This window comes from Spirosoma agri, from assembly GCF_010747415.1.
Taxonomy (GTDB): domain Bacteria; phylum Bacteroidota; class Bacteroidia; order Cytophagales; family Spirosomataceae; genus Spirosoma; species Spirosoma agri.
Genome location: NZ_JAAGNZ010000001.1, coordinates 2,138,313 through 2,161,466, shown reverse-complemented (window position 1 = coordinate 2,161,466; position 23,154 = coordinate 2,138,313). Strand labels below are relative to the sequence as shown.

Here is a 23,154-nt window from a genome sequence, read left to right as displayed (position 1 = left end):
GCTCTTAATTAGAATAGGTTGGTGGTAATCCCCTCGGCACTGCTGGAGGGATTCCTTGTTTATAGCCCACTCCGTATATCTTTGTCTGTCAATCTCTTCGTGCCCTATGAAATCCAAGAACCTTGTTAGCCTTTCGGTGGCTGTCGTGTTTTTTGTGCTGGCCGCAACGGGCCTTTTAATTTATTTCGGGCAGGGTTCGCACGCCGTCGAACATACCCACGCCTGGTTTGGCATTCTATTCGTAACGGCGGCTCTCTTTCACATTGTCAATAACTGGGCATCGATCACGGGGTATACCAAAGATCGGCGAACGGGGGGCATTCGCCGGGAGTTCATCGTACCGGCTATCGTTGCGGTTATTTTTGCCGTGGGCATATCGGCCGATCTACCCGTGTTTAGTCAACTCGCCAATGCCGGTAAGAACCTATTCCGAGGTGACAAACCCCGGCGGGGACCACTGGCTCAGACGGCCATCGATTCCATTGCCCGTAATACAGAGGCTGCCTTTACGAAGGCTTACAGCACTGGTGATACAGCTGCGCTGTCAACGATTTTGACGCAGAACACGACCGTCCGGAATGAAGCGGACGACATTACCAACGGCCTGACCAACCTATTAGGGCTAGATCAGCCGAAAACAGTCGATGCGCTGCAAACAACGATTGATCGGGCTCAATCCATAGATGATAATATAATTGTAGTTTATGGCACACTGACCAATACGACGAAACCCGAAAAGACGATCTATACGCACGTGCTGAAGCGTGACGATAACCGTTGGCAGATTGCCGCCATTCAGACTACTAGTCCATCTGCGGTGAAAGCGCAAAAAGTAACGCTGGTGAATTAGTCTGGCCAGTATAACCGTCTGGTCCAGTTTAGCATCTGGTTCAGACGATAGAACTCGCGTGCAACGAAGCAGGCATGATTGGCGTACTTAATAATACATTTATTTCTGGCATCCGCTTTTTCAGGACTTCTGATGAGTCGCTGGCATTCGTAGCCTGATTCTGTGGTTTTATATAATGTTTCGGCAGTTAGTAAACCCTGTTGACTAAATTTTAGTTACGAGACTATGCCCGATCCCTATACTTCACGTGAATGACTCGTTTATTACGGACTTTCGTTACCTGTAGCCTTCTCTTCGTCGGATGGCCGTTGCTAACGCTAGCCCAGACTATCTATACTGTTAGCGGTCGCGTGACTGACGCAACCACCGGCGAAGGCATCCCGTTTGCCAGTATCGCCGTTAAAGGATTGACCAGCGGCACAACCTCCGACGTCGACGGTCGCTATAAACTACAGACAAAACAGCTGGCCGACTCGATTCAGGTATTAAGCCTTGGGTACAAAACGCAATCGTATCGACTCACGCCCATTACGAATCAGACGATCGATGCGCAGTTAGTCGGTGCGGCTACAAAGCTTCAGGAAGTAAAGGTTTACGCCAAAGGGGGCGACCCGGCCTACCGGGTTCTTCGCGAAACCGTGCGCCGACGACCGCAATTCAATCCGGCCCAATTGTCGGCCTATCAGTACGATAGCTACACCAAAATCGAAGGCTACATTAATAACTTCGGGCAGAAGCGCAAAAAGAATCGAAAACCAGGAGCCATCAGCCGACTGCTGGGCAAGCTCCCCGCCATCACCGACGAAAATGGCCTGCCTGCCATACCGGTTTTTATTTCGGAAACCTTTTCCAATTTTTTTGCCCGTTCGAATCCCGAGAAAGTCAAGGAAAAGGTGCTCAAGTCGCGGGTTACGGGCGTAGGCGTCAGCGACGGTGGCCTGATCGCTCAGTTGACCGGGGCCTCGTTTCAGCAGTATAATTTCTACCGTAATTCACTCTACGTCCTTCAAAAAGACATTCCGTCGCCGATAGGTGCCCAGTGGGAAACGGTCTATACGTTCCATCTCAAAGACACGGTTACCCTCGACAATGCGGTGTGCTACGAGATCGAATTTACGCCCAAACGCGCCAGTGACCTTGCTTTTGCCGGAACCGTTTGGATCGACACGCTGAACATGGCACTGGCTCAGGTCGATGCCCGCGTCGACAAACGGGCCAACATTAATTTCATCGACGAACTTCGCATCGAACAAAGCTGGGAGTCCATAGCGTCGGGCGTCCGGTTTCCGACCCAGACGCAGATCACGATCGATACCGACCAGCCAACGCCCCGCTCACCCGGCGCGTTGATCCGGGTCTTTGCCACGGCTCGTAATGTGGTCGAAAATGACCCCAAGGAAGTTGGTTTTTATGACCCGTCCATTGAACTGGCGGATGATTATCGGGATGCTACGCCACTCTTCTGGAAAAGCGTTCGCCCGGATTCGCTCTCACCAAATGAGTGGCGGGCCATGCAGGTTGTCGATTCGGTGCGCAACGTGCCGCTCATAAAGGTAGCCGGTGAGATTATCAAACTTGGCGTTCTAGGCTACAAACCCATCGACAAACTCCACATCGATCTGGGCCCGATTCTGTATTCATACGCCAGCAATAACGTTGAAGGCAATCGGTTTCGGCTTGGTATGCGAACCAACACCGGTTTCAGCAAGAAATGGCTACTGAGCGGCTATCTGGCCTATGGCACCCTCGATCAGACCTTTAAATACAGCGCCAATATTGAGTATGTCCTTAGCCGGAAACCGTGGACGGTTATCGGTGCCCGGCGAACATATGATCTGGAACGCGTTGGTGTATCGGCGGATAACATTGGGAATAACTCACTTTTTGCCGCTTATTCACGCTTCGGCACCATCCGACGACCCTACTTTCAGGAAGAAAATCTGGTTTATTTTCGGCGGGAAATCGGTCGGGGATTTACGCAGACGCTGGCGATGCGCAACCGCACCTTCGAGCCTTTATTTCCCTTTGCCTTTCAGCCTCAGATCAACGATAACGATCAAACCATTCGGGATAGCTATCGGGTAACCGAACTGATCTCCGAAACGCGGTTTGCCCCTGATGAAGTGATTCTGCAAAACGACAACGTTCGGGTTAGTGCCGGTGCCACCCGTAAACCGATCTTCACCCTGCGCTACACCCTTGGTATTCGCGGGGCATTAGGTGGCGATTTTACTTACCACCGCGTTGCGCTGACTATGAAACACTCCTTCCGGATGGGGATTCTGGGCCGAACGTATTACACGCTGGGCGCTGGTCTTATTCCGTCAACGATACCCTACCCGTTGCTTTATATGCCGCTGGGCAATGAGTCGTCATTCTACGTTGGCAACGCCTATAACCTGATGAACTACTTCGAATTTGTGTCTGACCGCTGGGCTACGGCGCAGGTTGAACACAATTTCGGCGGATTGCTCTTTAATCGATTGCCGCTCTTGCGCCGACTCAAATGGCACGAATTGGTAACGGCTAAAGTGCTGATGGGCAGCGTTTCTTCCGCTAATCTTGCCATGATACCCGGCACTGACGCACAGGGCCGTGCCGTAGAAGGGTTCAGTTCATTGACCAGTACGCCCTACGTCGAAGTTGGTTACGGGATCGACAATATTTTTAAAGTGCTCCGTATCGATGCCATCCATCGACTCACCTACCGCGATAATCTGTCCCGGACGGGTATTCCCGTTACTCCGTTCGCCATCAAGGTTTCGGGCTGGCTGGCCTTTTAGTGCTGAGCTAACGTATCACGGGTTTTAACCCGCTGCTCAACTCAACCGCGAACCGGTCGAAATCCGTGATACGCTGCATTTCCAGACCACATGTTGACTTGGCGAAGTAGCTTAGACACTGGCTTTGGCCAGCACGTCATCCACCGTCAATACATCCAGCGACGCAGCAACCAAATCGGCCTGGGTCAATACGTCGGGAGAACCTAACCCCACCACGAACATACCCCCGCGTTTACCCGCTTCGACACCGGCAACGGCATCCTCAAACACAACGCATTCGTCAGGATCGACTTCCAGTTCAGCCGCTCCTTTGGTAAACACTTCCGGATCAGGCTTACCCTTTGAGATTTTGGTTCCGTCGATGATCGCGTCGAAAGCGTCCGACATGCCAATGCGTTCCAGAATCATCGGTGCATTCTTACTGACGGAGCCCAGCGCGGTGAGCAAGTTAGCCTTGTGAACCTGCGAAAAGAACGTGGCAACACCCGGCAGAATATCGTCCGAGGTCATGCGGCTAACCAGATCGAGATACCACTGATTCTTCTGCGCGGCCAGTTCTTCCTTTTTTTCATCCGGCAGAGTCATTCCCCCGTGGGCCAGAATAATATCCAGCGAATCCATACGGCTGACTCCTTTAAGCCGTTCGTTGAACTCTTCAGAAATGTCGAAGCCAAGCTCGTTCGCGAGCCGACGCCAGGCCTGGTAATGGTATATGGCGGTGTCGACAATCACACCGTCGAGATCGAAAAGAAATGCTTTGATGGGTTTCATGGGTTTCCAGTCAATAGATGGAGCGCAAATGTAGGCAGATTTGCGCTGCTGCTGCCACCCTATCCGCGTTGATTGACCTAACACAACGATAATTGCTCAGTCAATCCAAGCGCCTAACTTTTACGGATTACAGTCTTTCAAGTAAGATCGCGTCGCTGGATGCCACTATATTTCGCCAAACCGTTGGAAATATCAAATCAGTTTGATTTACTTTGCAATACAAAGTACTTTCAATCAAATTACTATGGACCATCTACCAACCTCCGAATCGCCTGTCTCTTTGTTCGACCGTGTCAATCATTGGCTTCGTACGTCTACGATGCTTAAAGTGTTCGTGCTTGGTTTTCTCATCCTGGTTTTACTCATCCCGACCAGCATGCTCCAGTCGCTGATCGTGGAACGGGAAATGACCCGCAATGCGGCCATAGACGAGGTCAGTAGCAAATGGGGGGGCAAGCAGGTGATTGGTGGACCGATCTTATCGGTTCCTTACGAAGTGGTTACCCGGAACGACAAGGGCATTGCGCAGGTCCAGACCACGTTCCTTCACTTCTTGCCCGATGAGCTACAGTTTGACGGCGAGGTTAAACCCGAAAAACGGAATCGGGGTATTTTTGTCGTTATGCTGTACAACACGCACCTGACAATCCGGGGAAGCTTTAAAAAACCGTCAGTGGAATCACTTGGGCTGGTTCCGGGCACACCCCGTTGGGACAATGCCTTTCTATCACTGGGAATCAGCGACATGAAAGGCATTCGCAATGCCATTAACTTTAGCATCAATGGCAACGTGCTACCCGCTCAGCCGGGCATTCCCACGAGTGATATCGTGCCTTCGGGTGTAAGTGTTCCGCTCAAACTGGATGCTGATAAGTATCGCTTTGAGTCCAAACTTAACCTGAACGGGAGCACCGAACTGAGTTTTCTTCCTTTCGGCAAGGAAACACGCGTAAGTCTGCGTTCGCCCTGGCCAACGCCAAGTTTTACGGGCTCTTTTCTGCCCGATAACCGAACCATAACATCACAGGGTTTTGCGGCATCGTGGAAAATACTGGAGTTTAACCGGAACTTTCCACAGCAGGGCATAGGCAATTTTTTGGCATCCGCCAGCATGGACTCAAAAGCAGAACTTCCCTCGTTTGGCGTCAAATTATTGGTTCCGGTCGATGAATACCAAAAGACGATGCGCTCGGCCAAATATGGCATTCTGTTCGTCGTGCTGACATTCGTCTCGTTTTTCTTTATCGAAATCCTCGACCGTCGTCGTATTCACCCGGTTCAATACCTACTGGTCGGCTTCGCTATCTGCCTGTTCTATCTGTTGCTGCTCGCCATTTCCGAGCATATTCCCTTCGATTGGTCGTACCTGATCGGTGGTTGCATTATCCTGACCCTGATCACATTCTACGTACGGTATGTGTTCCGCAACAGCCGGTTGACAATTCTGTTCAGTACCATTCTGGCACTGCTCTACGGGTTCTTTTATTTATTACTTCAACTCGAAGATTATTCGTTGCTACTGGGTAGCGCGGGCCTCCTGCTGATTCTCGGCGTGACGATGTATCTAACCCGGCATATCGACTGGTACAAGCTCTATGAGCCCGCCCAAGCATCGGTGTGATTCCCCTCACCCCCGGCCCCTCTCCCAAAACGGGAGAGGGGCCGGGGGTGACTCAATACTACTTCCTCAACTCCAGCACCAACGCCGTTTTTGCCGGCAGTTTAATGAGTTTCAGGTCCGAAAGAGTGGCATCGGTCATCACATCACGAGCCGATGTAAATCCATTCATTCGTTCCGCAAATCGGACCGTATCGAGCGAGATATCTTTATCACCCGTATTGGTAGCGATCATCACCGTTTTCGTACCATCGTAACGGAAGTAAACATACGTGCCATCCTGGGGTAGAAACTGCATCAGTTTGCCCGTGTGCATAACCGGATTGTCGCGCCGGTACGTAGCCAGTTTCCGCACGAACTGAAACGCTTCATTTTCGCGGTCCGTACGGCCAGCCGTCTCAAATTTATTCTCTTTATCGCCCGCGAATCCGCCCGGAAAATCCCGACGCACTTCGGCATCCGACGGATCTTTAAAGTTCTTCATCAGAATTTCTGTACCATAGTACATGGACGGAATCCCGCGTGTTGTCAGCAACCAGGTCAGGCCGATCTTGTATTTGTCGTAATCTTCGCCAATGACCGAAAAATAGCGGTCCAGGTCGTGGTTGTCCAGAAACGTGACCAGCTTGGTCGGGTCTACATAAACAGCATCCTGCGCCAGCGTTTCATAGATTGGGAAGGCTTCTCTATTCTTTTGTTTCAGCGCGTTGTTCGTGATCGCGTTGAACAGCACAAAGTCGAGTCCGCCAGGCTGATTCGACTTGAACGGAAAGTCAATTTTATTCCGGACATAATAAGCCTGATCGATCACATTGCTGACGGAGGACTCACCAAAAATAAGAATGTTTGGGTACTGGTCCATCAATGCCTGATTGCAGCGATTCATGAACGGCATGTCGTTGTACAAGTACGTATCTACGCGCCAGGCATCTATCCCAAACTTTTCGACGGTCCAGATCGCATGTTGAATCAGGAAATTAGCCACGTACGGATTGTTCTGATTCAGGTCGGGCAGAAAAGGCACAAACCAGCCATCAACCGTGACTTTACGATCGATCATTGAGGCATGCGGATCGGTAATGGGCTGTTGTTTATACGATGTATTGGTGTAGGTCGGCCACTGGTGTACCCAGTCTTTGCTGGGCATGTCTTTGATAAACCAGTGGTTGATGCCCACGTGATTGTAAACCGCATCCTGAACGACCTTCAGGCCGGCAGCATGTGCCTTATTTATAAACGACGTATAGGCTTCGTTACCGCCAAACCGTCGGTCGATGTTGTAATGATCGGTGAACCCGTAGCCGTGGTATGCCGATCGCATCGATCCGCCTTCGTTGGTAAGCGGCTGGTTATTTTCCAGTAAGGGTGTAAACCAGATGGCCGTAGCGCCCATATCTTTTACATAGTTGATCCGTCGAGCCGCCCCGTCAAGATCACCTCCGTGGCGGTAGAACGGATTGGTCCGGTCAGCATTCGGATCAGCCATATCGGCAAATTTGTCATTGGCCGGGTCACCGTTGGCAAAGCGATCAGGCATGATGAGGTAAATAAAATCGGCAGCCGTAACACCCGCTCCCTTCGACGATTTGTCGCGGGCTTTAAGCTCAAACGGCTGGGTCAGCGTCTGGCTACCCCGCTTGCCAACGAGCTGGAGTGTGCCGGGTTTCGCGGTAGACGAAACGGTCAGGTCCAGAAATGCGTAGTTTGGATTATCGACCGTATGCGTCTTCACCAGCCTGACACCCGGATAATTTACCGTATAAGCCAGCGTTCCGGCATTAGGCCCATAGACCAGAAGCTGTAGGTTTGGGTTCTTCATGCCAACCCACCAATTGGTCGGATTCACGCGTTGAATCTGAGCATTTTGCGCGTTAGCCAGCGTCATGTTGCCTAACAGCAACATCAGTAAAATAAACCTTCTCATCGTAATCGATTTCTGTTTAAGCCTTCTGCACCGAAATGATCGGGAAATAATGCAACAAGAACGCAATTATAACCCAATTTTTTCACCGAAAAAGGCCATAATTTTGCAGTCCCAACACAACCCCATTCGTAACATACACTCAGCCGGCGCCAATGAATACGACCTCTATTGTTCCAGTAATGGACAAATTGATTATTTACCAGATTTTTACGCGCTTGTTTGGTAATCAGAATACCACAAATCGCCCCAATGGCACTCGTGATGAGAATGGTGTTGGCAAACTAAATGACATCAATGACGAAGCCTTGCGGTCCATCAAACGGCTGGGCACATCGCATATCTGGTATACGGGGGTTATCGAACACGCGACCCAAACCGATTACTCAGCGTTCGGTATTCGCCCCGACGATCCGGCCGTGGTAAAGGGTCGTGCGGGTTCGCCCTACGCCGTCAAGGATTATTATGACATTGACCCCGACCTAGCCGTCGATGTGCCAAACCGAATGGCCGAGTTTGAGGCTCTTATCGAGCGTACACACGTTCACGGATTAAAGGCGATCATCGATTTCGTACCAAATCACGTAGCCCGTCAATACGCTTCCGACACCAAACCCTCTGGAGTGATCGATCTGGGCGAAAACGACGACACGTCGGTACGGTTTGCGCCCAACAATAATTTTTACTATTTGCCCGGCGAAACGTTCGTAGGCCCCGACGCCAGTCGCTACGCGCAGGATCGTGGATCGGTGCCGGCCCTGCATGAATTTCCGGCCAAAGTTACGGGCAGCGGTTCCATCACGGCCACGCCCGATATCAACGATTGGTACGAGACGGTTAAGCTGAATTACGGGTACAATATTTTCGACGGTAGCCTGAATTTTAATCCGGTTCCAGCAACCTGGAATCAGATGCTCGATGTGCTCCTGTTCTGGGCAAAAAAAGGAGTCGATGGATTCCGCTGCGACATGGCCCATCTGGTGCCGGTCGAGTTCTGGAAATGGGCGATTAGCCGCGTCAAACAACAATACCCCCGCCTGATTTTCATCGCGGAAATCTATGATCCGGGTTTGTACCGGTCCTTTATTTTTGACGGTGGTTTCGATTACCTGTACGATAAAGTTGGCCTTTACGATGCCGTTCGGGCACTTATGGAGGGCCACGGCTCGTGTTATGAGCTCACGCGCGTCTGGCAGCAGCAATCCGGCGACTACGCGCAGCACATGCTCCGGTTTCTGGAAACGCACGATGAACAGCGGATTGCCTCCCGGTTCTTTACCAATGATCCCTGGGCCGCTGTACCGGGCATGACCCTATCGGCAACGATGCACAATGGCCCTTATCTGCTCTATTTTGGGCAGGAAGTAGGCGTTCGGGCAGAAGGTGTCGAGGGCTTTAGCGGTGATGATGGGCGCACGACCATTTTCGATTACTGGGGCTTACCCGACTGGCAGGGCTGGATCAACAACGGACGCTACGATGGAAGTGGCCTAACCGACGATCAGCAAAAACTCCGGGCCTTCTATCAGCAGTTGAACCATCTGGTCAACTGTTCCGATGCGATTCAGAACGGGTACTTTTACGATTTGCAATACGCCAACGACAATGGCCAGAGTACGGGATACGATGCGCATCAGCTATACAGTTATCTGCGTTATACCGACCGGCAGAAGTTGTTGATTGTTTGTAACTTCTCGGCGACGACAACCTACGAAACGTCCGTCCGAATACCGCAGCATGCATTCGGCGTGATGGGTTTGGAGCCCACCAAAACCTACACCCTGACGGATATGTTTCTGACTGATACCGAATTCGAAACCGTCGGTCAGGAAGGCATGTCCCTGTCACTTCCCCCGCGTGGTGTCCTGATTCTGGAAATAAAATAATCCGTACTGGTTTTCGCGCGGTACACCATCCCTATCAATACGTTATCACACGCTTCATTCAATGATAAAACTGATTACTGCGCTTAGTCTACTATTGGTGTCACCCGTTCTGTTAGCTCAGGAACTGGTGCCTAACGAGTTGAAAACAATACCCATCGTAGGTGGCAAGACGCCCTCTGAAACGGCGGTGAACATCGGCAGACAGTTTCTGGGACGTCCCTACGTACCGCACACGCTCGATGCCAGCCCAACCGAACAGCTGGTCGTCAATATGCGCGAATTCGATTGCACGACCTACCTGGAAACGGTACTGGCCCTTACGCTGGCCTGGCACGACCTGGCCGACAAATCAACCAATGCCGTTTTACTAGATCAGTCATTTCGCACGTTTTTGACCAAACTCCGCTACCGCGACGGACTCATCAATGGGTATGCCAGTCGGCTGCACTACTTCTCGGATTGGCTCCGCGACAACGAACGAAAAGGGCTACTGACGGATGTGACCAAAGAATTACCCGGTAGCCTTTCGGTGGCGAAACCCTTGTCGTACATGACAACGGCAACGTATAAATATCCCCGCCTGATCGACCCGGCCATTCTGAAACAGGTCGCGCTGGCCGAAGCGTCCATTAGCCAGCAATCCTTTTATTTCATCCCCAGCAAGAGCATCCGGCAGGCGGAATCGCAACTCCGCGAGGGTGACATTATCATGCTCACGGCGGCCCGTCCGGGACTGGATATGAAACATGTTGGCTTGGCGACACGGCATCCAGACGGTCGAATTCATCTGCTGCACGCATCCTCCGATCAGGGCGCGGTGGTCATCACCTCCTACCCGCTTAGTGACTATGTGTTGTGGCACAAAGGTTTATCGGGTATTCGTGTAGCCCGCCTACGCCCAGCCACCGGACTCGCTACGGCAGTTGTGCAGGTGGGTGAAGTCGCAAAATAAGCACGTGGGGCAAACAAGCAAACGCTCGCAGTTGCCCACTTGCCTGTTTATCACAACTCCCCCTACTACGCGCTGGTTAGTGCCCGCCCTTCGTCCCGTTTGCCCCTACTCCGGCTTACAGTTCAATACTACATTGCGGAGTTTATAGTGAATGCCCTGCACGTTAGCCGTTTCCCAGTAATCGTAAAGCATATTGCGCATAGCATGGTCGATGAAAGGGGCTTTACTCCCGTCGATCGTGACCTCATCGCCTGGCTGCAATGCACCGAGCGCTTCTTTTAGCTGCGGCTTGCTCAGAAAATATAGGTCTTTCTCAAATTCAATGGTCACGTACGGCCATAATGGACCACGTTGAACGTCGATTGAATACACGTGTTGAGCACGTACCGACGACTGTGCCGAGCGCAATGCCAATCAGTAAAAACGATATTTGATCACGCTATCGTGAAAAAACTACTGAATCGACCCGCTCTACCTACGCCCAGATCAACTTGAATCACACCAACCAGCATAACGGTCACCAAAAATGCCTCGTAAGACCGTATTTTTGCAATAGCATCGGCAACGATGACGGCCAGCCCAGCCGCCGGTCCACTGACGCTCACTTCGGAACCAGATTGCAGCCCGACAACGATGCCACCGATTATACCAGCGACCAAACCTAAAAAAGTGGTACTCCCGATGCCAGTGCACTACCAAGACAGAGGGGGAAGAGCCCCTACAGCTAGAATATCCTGACAAAGCAGGCTCGTATTATACGGGTACAGAATGGGCTTATGCGTTGCATGGGCAAGATAGTTGCGGCAAGTTAAGTTTTGTGAACGATGATCACCCCCTGATAGTGTGCACGTTACTTAAGCGTAACGGTTAATTTAAAAGAATGTAAGGCCCAATTAATATTTATTCTGTTGATCACTATTTCTCCAGTCGAAAAGCACTTCATCAGCACGCACAGTACCGACGATGTGCAGGCATTATCCTTACGCCAGCACCCCGCCGACATCGACATCAAAAAAGTAGTTGCTCAGCTTGCGGCCCGGCAAAAAGCCCGTGATAAACTGCCTACCTGGTATGCGAACGATAGGTTGGTGTTTCCGCCCGCGTTGTCGGTTGAGCAGGCTTCTTCCGAGCAGACCGCGCACTACAAAGCCTCGCTGGTAAGTGGTGAGCTGCTGGTTGATCTTACGGGGGGTATGGGCGTAGATACGTGGGCTTTTGCGCAGCGGGTTGATCGGGTCGTATACGTAGAACAACGAGCCGATCTGGCTGAAATCGCAGCCCATAATCTGCCGCTTCTGGAGGCATCGAACGCCGACGTCAGAACGGGCGATGGGCCGGAAATCATTGCCCAGTGGCCCGAAACGGCGGACTGGCTTTACCTGGACCCTCACCGTCGGAACGATCAGGGCGGAAAAGTTGTCCAGTTAGCGGATTGCGAACCGGACGTGACCCGGCCCGGTGTCCTGTCGGCCTTATTAAAAAAGAGTCACCGAATTTTACTGAAGGCTTCGCCGTTACTCAGTGTGGACACCGCCATCCAGCAATTGGTTTCGGTAGAATCGGTTCACATTGTGGCGGTGCAGGGCGAGGTGAAAGAAATACTCCTGGTGATCGGTAAACAACCCGTTGCGGCAGCAGCAATCGAGGTTACAGCCATCAATATGACTGTTCGGGGAACTACTAGCTTCCGGTTTGTGAAAGGCGATGAAGCCAGCGCCAGCGTTACCCTGAGCGATCCGTTGCAGTACGTTTATGAACCGAATGCGGCTGTATTAAAAGCGGGTGCCTTTCGGCTGGTTGGTGATCGGTTTGGTTTGTTCAAACTGGCCCCTAACAGTCATTTGTACACTAGTGACGTCCTGAAGCCGGATTTCCCTGGCCGCTCATTTCTGGTTGAGGCTGTTAGTAAACCGGATCGAAAAACACTGCAAAAACTGTTACCATCCATGAAAGCGAACCTGACCGTCCGGAATTTTCCACAATCGGTGGCCGACTTGCGTAAAAAGCTGGGATTACGCGAAGGAGGTGATACATATATTCTGGCAACAACCCTACAAAACGGCGATAAGCGGCTCTTGATTACGCGGAAAAGCGACTAACCCGTCTGGTAATAACACCCATAATTCACTTAAACAGTACACACGCATGAAACTGGCATCCCGAATTTCCTTACTTCTCCTTCTGATCGGTTTAGTCGGAAGATCGCACGCGCAAACTGTCTACGCGGGCGAGACCACCGTCGATAAAGCCAGCCTACCGGGCTTATACCTCACGCTACAGGGCGATGGCAAGCAACTGGAAAAAGACTGGGAAGAGCAACTTAAAACCTACGGACGACTGTCTTCTTCGCGTGGCACGTACCGGGTACCCAATGCCGATATACAGGCGATTTCGTCCGAGCCGATCAATCTAGTTAGCACCGTAAAATCAACGAAGACCTCGGCGACGATCTTTGTGTCGTATGATCTGGGCAACGGCAATTACGTTAAGACGGGCGGTACGGGCTACGCGGCTGCGGAGCAAGTTTTGAAGGACTTTGCAGGCAAGAGTCTATTCAGTCAGGAAGTCCGTATAGCCGAAGGCAGTTTCGACGAAGGGCAGAAGAACCACCAGAAAACGGTAAAAAAAGGGGAACAGCTTCAGCGGTCGATCGAGCAGAACGCAAAAGAAAAAGAGAGGTTACTGAAGCGCATCGATGAGAACGCGAAAGAACTAGAACAACTTCAGAAAGACATCGAAGCCAACAAAACGGAACAGGCCAGCGCGTTGACGGAGCTGGAAAATCGCAAAAAGAACGTCGAAGCCGTCAAAGCGAAAAAGAGTAACGAGTAACTAGGTAAGTCATCGGGTAACTGGTTGAACAGACAGCTAGTTACCCGATGACTTACCTAGTTACCCTCCTTGAAGAATACACGTTTCACCCGTTCACTAACGCCTGTCAGGATTTCGTACGGAATGGTCCCTATCTGCTGAGCCAGTTCGGTGATCCGGATCTCATCGCCGAAAATAATCACGTCGTCGCCCTCAGCGGCCGAAGCCTGCGTCACATCGATCATGGTCATGTCCATGCAGATGCTGCCGACCGTCGGGCAACGGGTTCCATTCACCCAGACGTGACCAACGCCATTACCAAGTCGCCGATCGTACCCATCCGCGTAGCCAATGGCGAGCGTAGCGATTCGGGCCTCGTGGTCGAGTACCCCCCGGCGACTGTAGCCTACCGATTCGCCCGCCGGAACGGTTTTGATCTGGCTGATCACCGTGTGTAACGTACCAACGGGCCGAACGGCGTCTTTCTCGATCTGGCTCGACTCTACGCCATACAAACCAATACCGAGCCGCACCATGTCGAGCCTGTAGTCCGGGAACCGCACGATACCCGCCGAATTGAGCAGATGGCGCGTTGGCCGGTAACCCAATCCGGACTCAAGTTCGGTCGTCGCGCGCAGAAACGTATCGTATTGCTGCTGAGAAAACGAGTTGAACAGGGCTTCATCGGCCCCAACCAAATGACTGAACACAGTCGCGACGCGCAGCATAGGACAGGTGGTGAGGTAATCGACAACTGATGGCACTTCGTGTTCCAGAAAGCCCAGCCGATGCATACCGGTGTCGATCTTTAAGTGAACGGGCGACGTGGCTTCCGTTTGTGCCGGCTGACTGGTCATGAAGCTCCCCCACTCCCGTAACAACCGCATACTGTACAGTTCAGGCTCCAGCTTGTACTCGAACAACGTCGCGAACGTTTCGGGGGCCGGGTTCATGACCATAATGGGCAACTCGATCCCGTGTTGGCGGAGCGAAACACCTTCATCGGCATAGGCTACGGCCAGGTAATCGACGCGGTGGAATTGCAGAAGTTGGGCCACTTCAGCGCTGCCGCTACCGTAGGCAAAGGCTTTCACCATGACCATGATCTTGATCTCGGTGCCAACTTTCTCGCGGTAGTAGTTGAGATTATGGGTCAGCGCGTCGAGATTAATTTCGAGCAGTGTACCGTGTACTTTCCGCTGTAGTCTGTTTATGATTCGTTCGAAGGAAAAAGGGCGGGCACCTTTCACCAGAATAGTGCTGTCACGCAGACTGCTAACCTGAAACAGGGTCAGAAATTGATCAGTCGTCTCGAAAAAGAGGCTATTGTCGGCAAAAAAACGGCGGTTGGCGCTAACCTTCGGCCCGATACCAATGAACAAGCGAACGTTGTTGGCCTGAAGCAAGCTGGCTACGTGTTCGTATAAATTGCTCTCCGGCTGGCCTGATTGTAACACGTCGGACAGGATAACGACCCGACCATCGCGGGTACTTTGCTGATTGAAAAAGCTGAGCGCAAGCTGCAACCCGGCGACATCGTTGTTGTAGGAATCGTCGATGAGGACGCAGTTGTTGATACCCTCTTTCAGTTCCAGCCGCATGGAAACAGGCCGGAGCCGGTTCAGGCGGTTTTGCAACGAGTCCGCATCCAGCGTCCGCAGCGTTAGCATCGTCACCAGGCAGTGGATCAAATTTTCGACCGATGCCGGGTCTGTGAAAGGAAGCGTCAACGTAATGGCTCCGTTTGGTCCAATGAGCGTGAGCCGGTCCTGCTGCACAGACGCTTGATAAACCGCTTCTTTTCCCGTCATCGACCAGGTAATGAACCGCATGTGCGCATTAACGGCTCGCAGCAGCATGTTCACCTCTTCATCGATATCGACGTAGTCAGCGCAGTAGATCAGCGTACCCGCGTGAATGAAAAGCCGGAGTTTCTCGGCAATCTTCTGCTTGTACGTTCGAAACCCTTCGTCGTGAGCAGTGCCGATATTCGTAAAAATGCCAATCGTGGGCCGGATGATGGCTTCCAGCGCCTGCATCTCGTGTGATCGGGAAATGCCCGCTTCAAAAATACCCAGCGTATGGCTATCGTTCAGTTGGTGCACCGACAGCGGAACGCCCAGCTGCGAGTTATAACTTTTGGGACTCTTTGCTACCTCGAAATCGTCGGATAGCAGTTGCGCCAGCCATTCCTTGACAATCGTTTTTCCGTTACTGCCGGTAATGCCGATCACCGGAATCCGAAACTGCCGCCGGTGTTCGGCGGCTAGTGCCTGTACCATGTGCAGGCTGTTGTCCGTCTCAATAAACTGAGCTTCCGGGTAATTCAGCAATTCGGTACGTCGGTCAGACGTCAGGGCCGATCGTTCGACGACAAAATAGCGAATTCCTTTCCGGTATAATTCGCCGATGAACTCGTGCCCGTCGTGGTGTTCACCCCGTATGGCAAAAAACACGGATTGACCCGACAGAGCGGTCCTATGCTCACCAACCTGCCGGGAGTCGGTAATCCACTGTAGCGTATCTAATTGAAGTTCCTGCGTAGTCATATAGTACTCTCAAACAGACGGTCGCGCTGAATTCGATCCCGTTCGATCCTGGCCGAAAAGTCACCCGAACAGGCGTAACATAGTCACATCCAGCCGCGCCGTCTGAAATAAATCACCTCGCCAACGGCAATAAGTGCCATGGCAAAAATCACCCAAAAATAACCGGTTTTTGTCCGAAGTTCGGGCATATTGTCGAAGTTCATCCCGTAAATCCCGGCAATGAACGTCAATGGAATAAAAATAGCCGACACAATCGTGAGCGTTTTCATCACCGAGTTCATCCGGTTGTTGACAATGGAATAATAAACGTCCATCAGTCCTGAAACCAGTTCGCGGTACGAATCGAGCGACTCGATAATCTGGTTAACATGGTCGGCCAGGTCGCGCAGGTACGGCAGCGTAGTATGCTGGATCAGATCGGATTCTTCCCGCAGCAATACGCCAATCATATCGCGCAACGGGTAAATGGTCCGCCGGATGAAGGTCAATTCGCGCTTGAGTTTGTAGAGGGTTGCCAGTGTTTGCTGCGTCGCCTTCTCCTGAACGATTTGCTCCTCCAGCTCGTCCATCTTTTCGCCGATGCGTTCCGTGATCAGCAGGTAATGGTCGACCATTACGTCCATCAACGAGTAAAGCAGATAATCGGCTCCGTTGCGCCGGGTTTTGCCCGACGACGCCTTGATCCGCTCAATGACCGGTTCGAAAATATCATGTGTCCGCTCTTCCTGAAACGAAACCAGGTAATTTTTGCCCAGCACCAGACTCACATGTTCGACATCGATCTCCTGTTTGGTACGGCTATGGTGCAGCATTTTAAGCGTCACATACACGACCGTATCGTCATACAGATCGATTTTGGGTTTCTGCTCGGTGTTCATCACGTCTTCGAGCAGTAACGGATGCAGGTGGTATTGCTGGCCAACGGCAGACACAACCTGCTTCTCGTGAATACCATCCACATCGATCCAGTTTACCAGGGGCGCTCCGGGGTCGGGCAATCGGCAGGTACTTAACTTACTGACATCATCGACATGGTATTCTTTCTCATTGTAATCAATGCGCTTGATCTTGGTCGCGTGTTCGATTTCTTCTCCTACATAGGTGAGTGTACCGGGAGAGCTGCCGAGGGTCTTCTCGGCGGAACGGTAACGTTTGTGTTTCGACATGGATGGTTAGCTAAACTTGGCCTGTGATTCGTCGCTATCAGGTGCATCAATACTGACCCGGATCTGTTCCGTGTCCCTTACGTGAGTAGGTTTTGCCGGACAGCATCTTCCCTCAGAATTGACTAAACCACAAACTAATTAACATCAACGATAAACCAACTACGTTTTGCGTTGTCGAATGTTCAGAAAATCGTATTCTACGATATGCGTCTTCTCCTCTTCTCCGTACTAGCCGCTGTGCTGATGGCCTGTAGCAGCGGCCAGACAGCCCTCAAGCGGGGCGACTTCGACCTGGCCGTCAAACGGGCGTCGCAACGACTTCAGGGCTGGCGTGGACTGAGCAAGCGTGGGTTCATCAAAGCACCGCTGGTTCTTAAACAGGCTTTTGTCAGCGCCTACGAAACGCACCAGAATACGATCCGAAGACTGTCCTCCCCGTCCAGTACCGATGCTTACCGCTGGGAGGCTGTCCATACGGAGTACGAAACGCTGCAAGCGCTGACCGACAACGCCCGAACTTGCGACGCGTGTGCCGGCTGGCTGGCGGCTTACCCGCTGTCATACACCGACCGCAAACAGGAAACCCGTCAACTGGCCGCAGCCGACCGCTACGAAGCGGCAGAACAGGCGTTTGCCTACCGGGAGACGGATCGACTGGCGGCCAAAGATGCGTATCTTAACTACCAGAAAGCCCTGTCGTGGGTGCCCGACTACCAACAGGCCCACGCCAAATCCGAAGAGGCCCTACCCTTTGCGGTTCTGCGGGTCGTTGTGGAGCCGTTATCACCCACACGCGAGATCAGCGAGAAAGAAAACGAGTACTTACAGCACCTGATTTTTCGCCAGATCGGTCCAGACGAAGCGCCATCCCCCTTCGTTCGGCTTTACCGACCCGACGAGTCGGCGGGGGATGGCTTTCCCATTCATCAGGCGATCCAGCTTCAGGTTTCCGACTACAGGCCGTCCAGCGACAATACCACATCATCATCCACAACCGTCTACAGCAATCAGTCGTATAAGGTCGGCGAGAAGAAGATCAACGACTCCACGAAGGTCGACATCATGGAAAAAGTGAGCGGCACGCTGACGACCTACCAGCGAACGATCCACGCCGAATTGACCCTACAGATGCGCAGTGTCGATACGCAGACCGGCAAAACAGTCTGGGACGACAGAATCTGGGAAACCCGAAGCTGGCAAACCGAGTGGCAAACATTTAGTGGCGACGATCGGGCGCTAAATGGGTCGAGCCTCAAAAGCGCTAACCTGTTTCCGCCCTCACGCTGGCAGCTCTACGACAGCATGCGCGATGAACTCGCCGATGACGTAGTCAGGCGGTTGCGTCAGAAGTACAAGCACGATTGAGTGTACGCTATCGAATTGTGGGGTCGGCAAGGGTAACAAAATGATAACACTGACCAGTAAATCAACCCCATACCTTTGTGGCGATTCGACACTACTACTCTATTTTGTTTTGCGCCACTGGCTACTCGAACTCATGAATCTGCTGGCCGGAAATAGCCGGTACGTAATCTATTCGTCCCGTCAGCAAACATTATTCACTATAACGCTGGTTATTCTGTTACTTATACCTGTGCTTTTATACTGGTTATGCTAAGCACAGGCAAGAATTATCTCGACAATAATGGGAAAAGTTACACCTTTTAATTCAATTCGGCAGCTCGTTTATCATACAAACACAGGTTGCTCGGAAGCCGTCCGGATCGATCCGATCGACCGGCACACGGGAACAGGTCACAAAGTGGAATGCCTATGCTGCGCCCGGCTCAACAGAACCAAACAAAAGCGGAAAACCCGCAAAGCGCTTGAAGTCTGATCGTCTGTTACCAGCGATTTTCTGATACCCGAAAACACCTACCCGGCACTGACTGCGTAGGTGTTTTGTTTACGGTTCTCATTGCGCGGGGCCCACCAGCTTAAGCCCGACAATGCCGACCGTGATCAACAGCAGAAAGAACAATTCGGATAGCGACCAGCTGTTTTTCAGCCAGTAAACGTCGGCCGTTTTGATAAAGAGTAAGGTTACAGCCATCCAGACGGCAAAGGCGGTTGTCGACGAAATCACGCGCATTGCCATCGCCAGCAACACTGAGTTGATGATACCGGCAACCACATAGACGATCCAGGGAACCAGACTAACCAGTCCACCATCGAGCCGGTAAAACGTTGCCCAGTTCAGGACTTTCAGCGCATCGACGCGCAGGTATTTCAGCGAGTATGTCCAGGCCATCTGGCAGAACGCAGCGCCAACAAGATAAAGCCACGACAAAGCCGTCAATTGCATATAAATGGTCGTTAACTTGAGTCAGCTGCAATGTAAGTAAGTTGATTCAGTTCGATATGACCAATTTGTTAACCCCTTCGACGCAGCCCTCACGCTCTTTAGGATCGGTTGCGTACATTACCGACCACCTTGTGCATTTACGGGTGTTAATGTTACCGGACCCAGCAGACCAGACGGCACGGCATCCCAGCGGCTCGCATCAAATGGTTTATAGCGAATGTCGACAATGTTGATATCATAAAACTTTTTCCAACCCGGATGCTGACGGTCGTAGAGATGCATGTAATTGGCCGATAGATTGGTCACGTCGATCGTTAGCTGGTTGCCGGTCGGTTTCAGCCGGTCGGCGGGTATCGATAGCTGGAACGGGATACTCCAGGCCGTGCCGATTGGCTGTCCGTTGAGTCGAACGTCGGCTACCTCCCGCACATCGCCGAGGTTGAGTCTGTACGTTCGCGCACGGGCTCTGCCACCGGGCAGATCGAAGGTAGTGCTGTAGCGCACTGTGCCGGAGAAAAAACCGGCGGAATCAGTAAGCGTTACCCACGACACAGGACCGGGCACCGTTACCGACGCTGTCAATGCCGGACGACCTTGCAGGAATTGCACCTGCCACGGGTTCGGTAAGGCAATGGGCTGGTCAGCTAATTTATCAGCTTCGGACTGGCTGGCCGGGGTCGTTACTGGCGCAGTTCCCGGACTCACATTCAGGAAACAAGTTTGCCCCGGTTCCAGGTGCAGAAAAACCTCGACCCCGCCCTGTTTATTTTTCCGGACGGGCAAACGGTCGGTCTGGTTCGCCAGTGGATCATAGCGGCTTACCCACCCCGATGCAGCCAGCGTAATCCAGTTCTGACGAAAACGATTGCTCAGGTTCGCCACAAAATACTGCGTCGTGTCGGCGTGCCGCTTGCGGATAAATGATAGTCCCTCGGCGGCCCAGGACTCCACCCGAACACCCATTTGGCCGAGCGTGCTAAATAGGTCAGCGGTGATCGTTACAGAGTTCAGTTGCTGAAGGGTGGCCCCGATCTGTTTTAGTTCAGCGGTTCGTTTTGCATGATTCTGAAAGCCGGGAGCCTGTTCCGGCAACTGCCCATCGAACACGATACGGGCTCCAGACCGGGCCAGACGCTCTAATTGCCGAAGCGATTGTTCGGGCAAGTAGACGGTCCGGGGCACCACGATCAGTTTGTATACGGCTCCACTGGCACTACGAACCCCTTGCTTGGTGACCGTTAGGCCCTTGAGTAGATCATCCGACACGTAATCGAACGAGTAGCCCCGCTTCAGCAGCAGGTCGCATACTTGTCCGAACGGTTGCGGCAATAACCATCGCTCAACGTGATGCACTTCCAGCTGGTGGATCCCTCCGGCTGATTTCGCCCGTGTGGCCCACAGATCGTGAATAGGAAAATAAATTAGCACATCGTTATCGGGTTTGCTTCGTTGCAGCCGCGTCTGGCAACGTTCGATGTAGCGATTCAGAAGCGGCAGGTGGGGCCAGACGTGCGACGTTGGCCCATAGTTTGTCGAGGCATAGAACAACCAGCCCGGCCACGCTTCGGCAGGTGGTGAGTATGGAATGCCATGGTAGAAAACGTGATTAACGCCCGCCGTAAATAACTCATCGACCTGCGGTTTCACCTGCGACAGTGACACCTGAAAATGATTCGCCAGCCACGTTCCGGTCTCGGAACTGACCAACGGTTTGCCCGCCAGATTTGCCGCCGAAGACGCAAACTTCATGGCCAGTGGGTTGGGTGTACCGAATCGGTCAACTTCATACTGTTCATCGACGCGCAAACCGGGAATTGAAAACCGACTCGACCCAAACGATTCAGTTTCTGGAATGTCAGCCTCCGTGTACAGATCGATCAGATTTCCCGGTGAGCCATGCGCCTGATTACGAACCTTGTAGTTGTGCCGGTGTGCCCAGGTAACCCAGGGTTTGGTAAATCCGTCGTGCAGCAGTTCGGCCAGCGTCTGGTGGTAATCTTGATGAACCAGAATACTGTTTTGCGTTTGCGTCGTATCCAGAAAAGCGGAGAGCTGACTGTTAAGATCATAGCCACGTCGGTTCCTGAATTCGGTGAGAAAGTTATCCGTCCAGTTAGCGCCAAACACCTCGTAGGAGTCGTTATACACCGCACGCGGCTTCTCGGGTATGCGTGCCAGTGTCGAGTCGAAGCGTTTTACGTAGGTCTCAATGGCCGAACGACTGAAATAATCGATCACGAGCCCCTGCCCACCGGGTGCGGGTCGCTTCACCTGCTGGTTGGTCAACGCGGACACAAGCGTCCCGTTTTCCACCTTCCACTCTTTGGCCGCCATTGCCGACGAAACGCCTGGTCCACCGAACGGCCAGCCTGTACCCATCGTCAGGTCGACGCCCATCCCCAGCCGCCTACCTTCCCGAACGGTATGCGCAAAAACTGCCAGCCAGCGATCGCCCAGGAAAGGAAGAAACTGGCGTTCATATCCCTTTACGCCGTAGATCGGGATGATATGTACCCCGCCCAGGCCGGCTTTTGAAAACTGTTCGAGTAAGTTTGTAATGTCTTTCTCGTTCACGGCGTTGCCCATCCACCACCAGTAAGTCCAGGGTTTCGCATGTTGATTGGCTAAAGTCGGTGTAGATTGTGCCCAACTGATAGTGGTGAGCAGCGTCAGAATAAGCATGAACAGGCATCGTTTCATCGGCACGAATAGGAAATGATTTACAAAAAGACGAAATAATCCTGCTTTACTCGGTTGCCCTGTTTATATACTTGCCAGCGCACTGGCACCTACAGAGCACGACGCATTTACTATGCTGTTGTCCAGCCGGTTTTCACTACCTTTATGGGCTCGAATCTCGTTAAGTTGGCTGGCCGTTGACGGAATTGTTCCGGAAGGAGTTTACCCTCAACAATCAGGTCGGTCAATAAGCGTTTTGCGGACAAATCAGTTATCCTATCACACGCCTGCTGCCCGCTTACTAAACGTAGTAAGGTTTGTCTCTCATGACAGTATACCCAAATAAAGCGTGGACCAAAGCGCAACTCGATCAAAACCTGATGGCTATCGATCAGCATGTACACGAGCCTGCTTTTAACCGAGATGTAGCGTATACGACAAAGACACAGTCGCTCTTTATCGAGCTGGTAAACCTGGAAAGTGACTTGCTCGAGCAAGCTGAACAGGCCGGTAAGCGAGTCGACTTTTTTGATGAAGTAGGTACGAATGGTAAAATTCAGGATATTACGAGTCTGATTTATGCCATGCGTCAGTCTGTCAACACGATCAATGCCAACCAAAATACGCCCGAAACAAATACCGCGGTCGTTCCCGTTATTAATCACTTCTACGGTGCGGGTAATGGCTATTTTCCCAATGGTCTGTTTTTTCGCTGTGACCATGATGACGATCTCGCTTTTTTCGTCGGTCAGGATCGGATCTACTTCCATCGGCATCTGGTAAGAGCATTTACCGAAGCTAAAGCGTATTTACAAGCGACCCTCAACAAATCATAAACCCCGATCTCTTGCCTAAAAAAAGGA

At 52.1% G+C, this 23,154-nt stretch carries 17 protein-coding genes and 1 pseudogene; 10 read left to right on the top strand and 8 right to left on the bottom strand.

What is annotated here, in order from left to right:
- Nucleotides 1–106: 106 nt before the first annotated feature.
- Both GK091_RS08835 and GK091_RS08830 read left to right on the top strand, forming a co-directional pair.
- Nucleotides 107–850, top strand: a complete 744-nt coding sequence (locus GK091_RS08835) for a DUF4440 domain-containing protein (RefSeq protein WP_164036443.1) — start codon at nt 107–109, stop codon at nt 848–850.
- Between the two features lie 251 nt (nt 851–1,101).
- Entirely contained in the window at nt 1,102–3,633 is a 2,532-nt protein-coding gene (locus GK091_RS08830; protein ID WP_164036441.1) for a DUF5686 and carboxypeptidase-like regulatory domain-containing protein, read from the top strand.
- 111 nt (nt 3,634–3,744) lie between these two features.
- On the opposite strand, the gene pgmB is transcribed toward GK091_RS08830, so the two are convergent.
- A complete protein-coding gene (gene pgmB / locus GK091_RS08825; protein WP_164036439.1) occupies nt 3,745–4,404 on the bottom strand; it encodes a beta-phosphoglucomutase in 660 nt (219 codons plus the stop codon).
- A 244-nt stretch (nt 4,405–4,648) separates the two neighbouring features.
- Here pgmB and creD point away from each other — a divergent pair, with 244 nt between their 5' ends.
- Nucleotides 4,649–6,025: a cell envelope integrity protein CreD gene (gene creD, locus GK091_RS08820; protein WP_164036437.1), complete on the top strand. Its 1,377-nt coding sequence runs from the start codon at nt 4,649–4,651 to the stop codon at nt 6,023–6,025.
- A 58-nt stretch (nt 6,026–6,083) separates the two neighbouring features.
- On the opposite strand, the gene GK091_RS08815 is transcribed toward creD, so the two are convergent.
- Nucleotides 6,084–7,946, bottom strand: a complete 1,863-nt coding sequence (locus GK091_RS08815; RefSeq protein WP_164036434.1) for an alpha-amylase family glycosyl hydrolase — start codon at nt 7,944–7,946, stop codon at nt 6,084–6,086.
- A 152-nt stretch (nt 7,947–8,098) separates the two neighbouring features.
- On the opposite strand from GK091_RS08815, the gene GK091_RS08810 reads away from it, so the two are divergent.
- Entirely contained in the window at nt 8,099–9,829 is a 1,731-nt protein-coding gene (locus GK091_RS08810; RefSeq protein ID WP_246202179.1) for an alpha-amylase family glycosyl hydrolase, read from the top strand.
- A gap of 61 nt (nt 9,830–9,890) precedes the next feature.
- A complete protein-coding gene (locus tag GK091_RS08805; RefSeq protein ID WP_164036432.1) occupies nt 9,891–10,781 on the top strand; it encodes an N-acetylmuramoyl-L-alanine amidase-like domain-containing protein in 891 nt (296 codons plus the stop codon).
- A gap of 105 nt (nt 10,782–10,886) precedes the next feature.
- On the opposite strand, the gene GK091_RS08800 is transcribed toward GK091_RS08805, so the two are convergent.
- Both GK091_RS08800 and GK091_RS08795 read right to left on the bottom strand, forming a co-directional pair.
- On the bottom strand, nt 10,887–11,195 hold the full coding sequence (locus GK091_RS08800) for a hypothetical protein (protein WP_212592948.1): 309 nt from the start codon (nt 11,193–11,195) through the stop codon (nt 10,887–10,889).
- 32 nt (nt 11,196–11,227) lie between these two features.
- A pseudogene (locus GK091_RS08795) lies at nt 11,228–11,490 on the bottom strand (SulP family inorganic anion transporter); the annotation flags it as partial.
- A 199-nt stretch (nt 11,491–11,689) separates the two neighbouring features.
- On the opposite strand from GK091_RS08795, the gene GK091_RS08790 reads away from it, so the two are divergent.
- Both GK091_RS08790 and GK091_RS08785 read left to right on the top strand, forming a co-directional pair.
- Nucleotides 11,690–12,880, top strand: coding sequence for a THUMP-like domain-containing protein (locus tag GK091_RS08790; protein ID WP_164036430.1), 1,191 nt, complete (start codon nt 11,690–11,692; stop codon nt 12,878–12,880).
- A gap of 46 nt (nt 12,881–12,926) precedes the next feature.
- Nucleotides 12,927–13,613 carry a hypothetical protein gene (locus GK091_RS08785; RefSeq protein WP_164036428.1) on the top strand — a complete coding sequence of 229 codons (687 nt, stop codon included), beginning with the start codon at nt 12,927–12,929 and terminating at the stop codon, nt 13,611–13,613.
- Between the two features lie 56 nt (nt 13,614–13,669).
- On the opposite strand, the gene GK091_RS08780 is transcribed toward GK091_RS08785, so the two are convergent.
- Nucleotides 13,670–16,141 (bottom strand): bifunctional UDP-N-acetylmuramoyl-tripeptide:D-alanyl-D-alanine ligase/alanine racemase, encoded by a 2,472-nt coding sequence (locus tag GK091_RS08780; RefSeq protein WP_164036426.1) that lies wholly within the window; start codon nt 16,139–16,141, stop codon nt 13,670–13,672.
- 83 nt (nt 16,142–16,224) lie between these two features.
- On the bottom strand, nt 16,225–17,307 hold the full coding sequence (corA, locus tag GK091_RS08775) for a magnesium/cobalt transporter CorA (protein WP_164036424.1): 1,083 nt from the start codon (nt 17,305–17,307) through the stop codon (nt 16,225–16,227).
- A 204-nt stretch (nt 17,308–17,511) separates the two neighbouring features.
- Between corA and GK091_RS08770 the strand changes: the two genes are divergently transcribed.
- On the top strand, nt 17,512–18,672 hold the full coding sequence (locus GK091_RS08770) for a hypothetical protein (protein WP_164036422.1): 1,161 nt from the start codon (nt 17,512–17,514) through the stop codon (nt 18,670–18,672).
- 280 nt (nt 18,673–18,952) lie between these two features.
- Entirely contained in the window at nt 18,953–19,144 is a 192-nt protein-coding gene (locus tag GK091_RS08765) for a hypothetical protein (RefSeq protein ID WP_164036420.1), read from the top strand.
- A 78-nt stretch (nt 19,145–19,222) separates the two neighbouring features.
- Here the strand turns inward: GK091_RS08765 and GK091_RS08760 are convergent, their stop codons facing one another.
- The gene (locus GK091_RS08760) at nt 19,223–19,612 is read right to left on the bottom strand and encodes a DMT family transporter (protein WP_164036419.1); all 390 of its coding nucleotides are present in this window, start codon (nt 19,610–19,612) and stop codon (nt 19,223–19,225) included.
- Nucleotides 19,613–19,729: 117 nt separating this feature from the next.
- Nucleotides 19,730–22,312, bottom strand: coding sequence for a glycosyl hydrolase (locus tag GK091_RS08755; protein WP_164036417.1), 2,583 nt, complete (start codon nt 22,310–22,312; stop codon nt 19,730–19,732).
- A gap of 305 nt (nt 22,313–22,617) precedes the next feature.
- Between GK091_RS08755 and GK091_RS08750 the strand changes: the two genes are divergently transcribed.
- A complete protein-coding gene (locus GK091_RS08750; RefSeq protein WP_164036415.1) occupies nt 22,618–23,127 on the top strand; it encodes a hypothetical protein in 510 nt (169 codons plus the stop codon).
- The last annotated feature ends 27 nt before the right edge of the window (nt 23,128–23,154 follow it).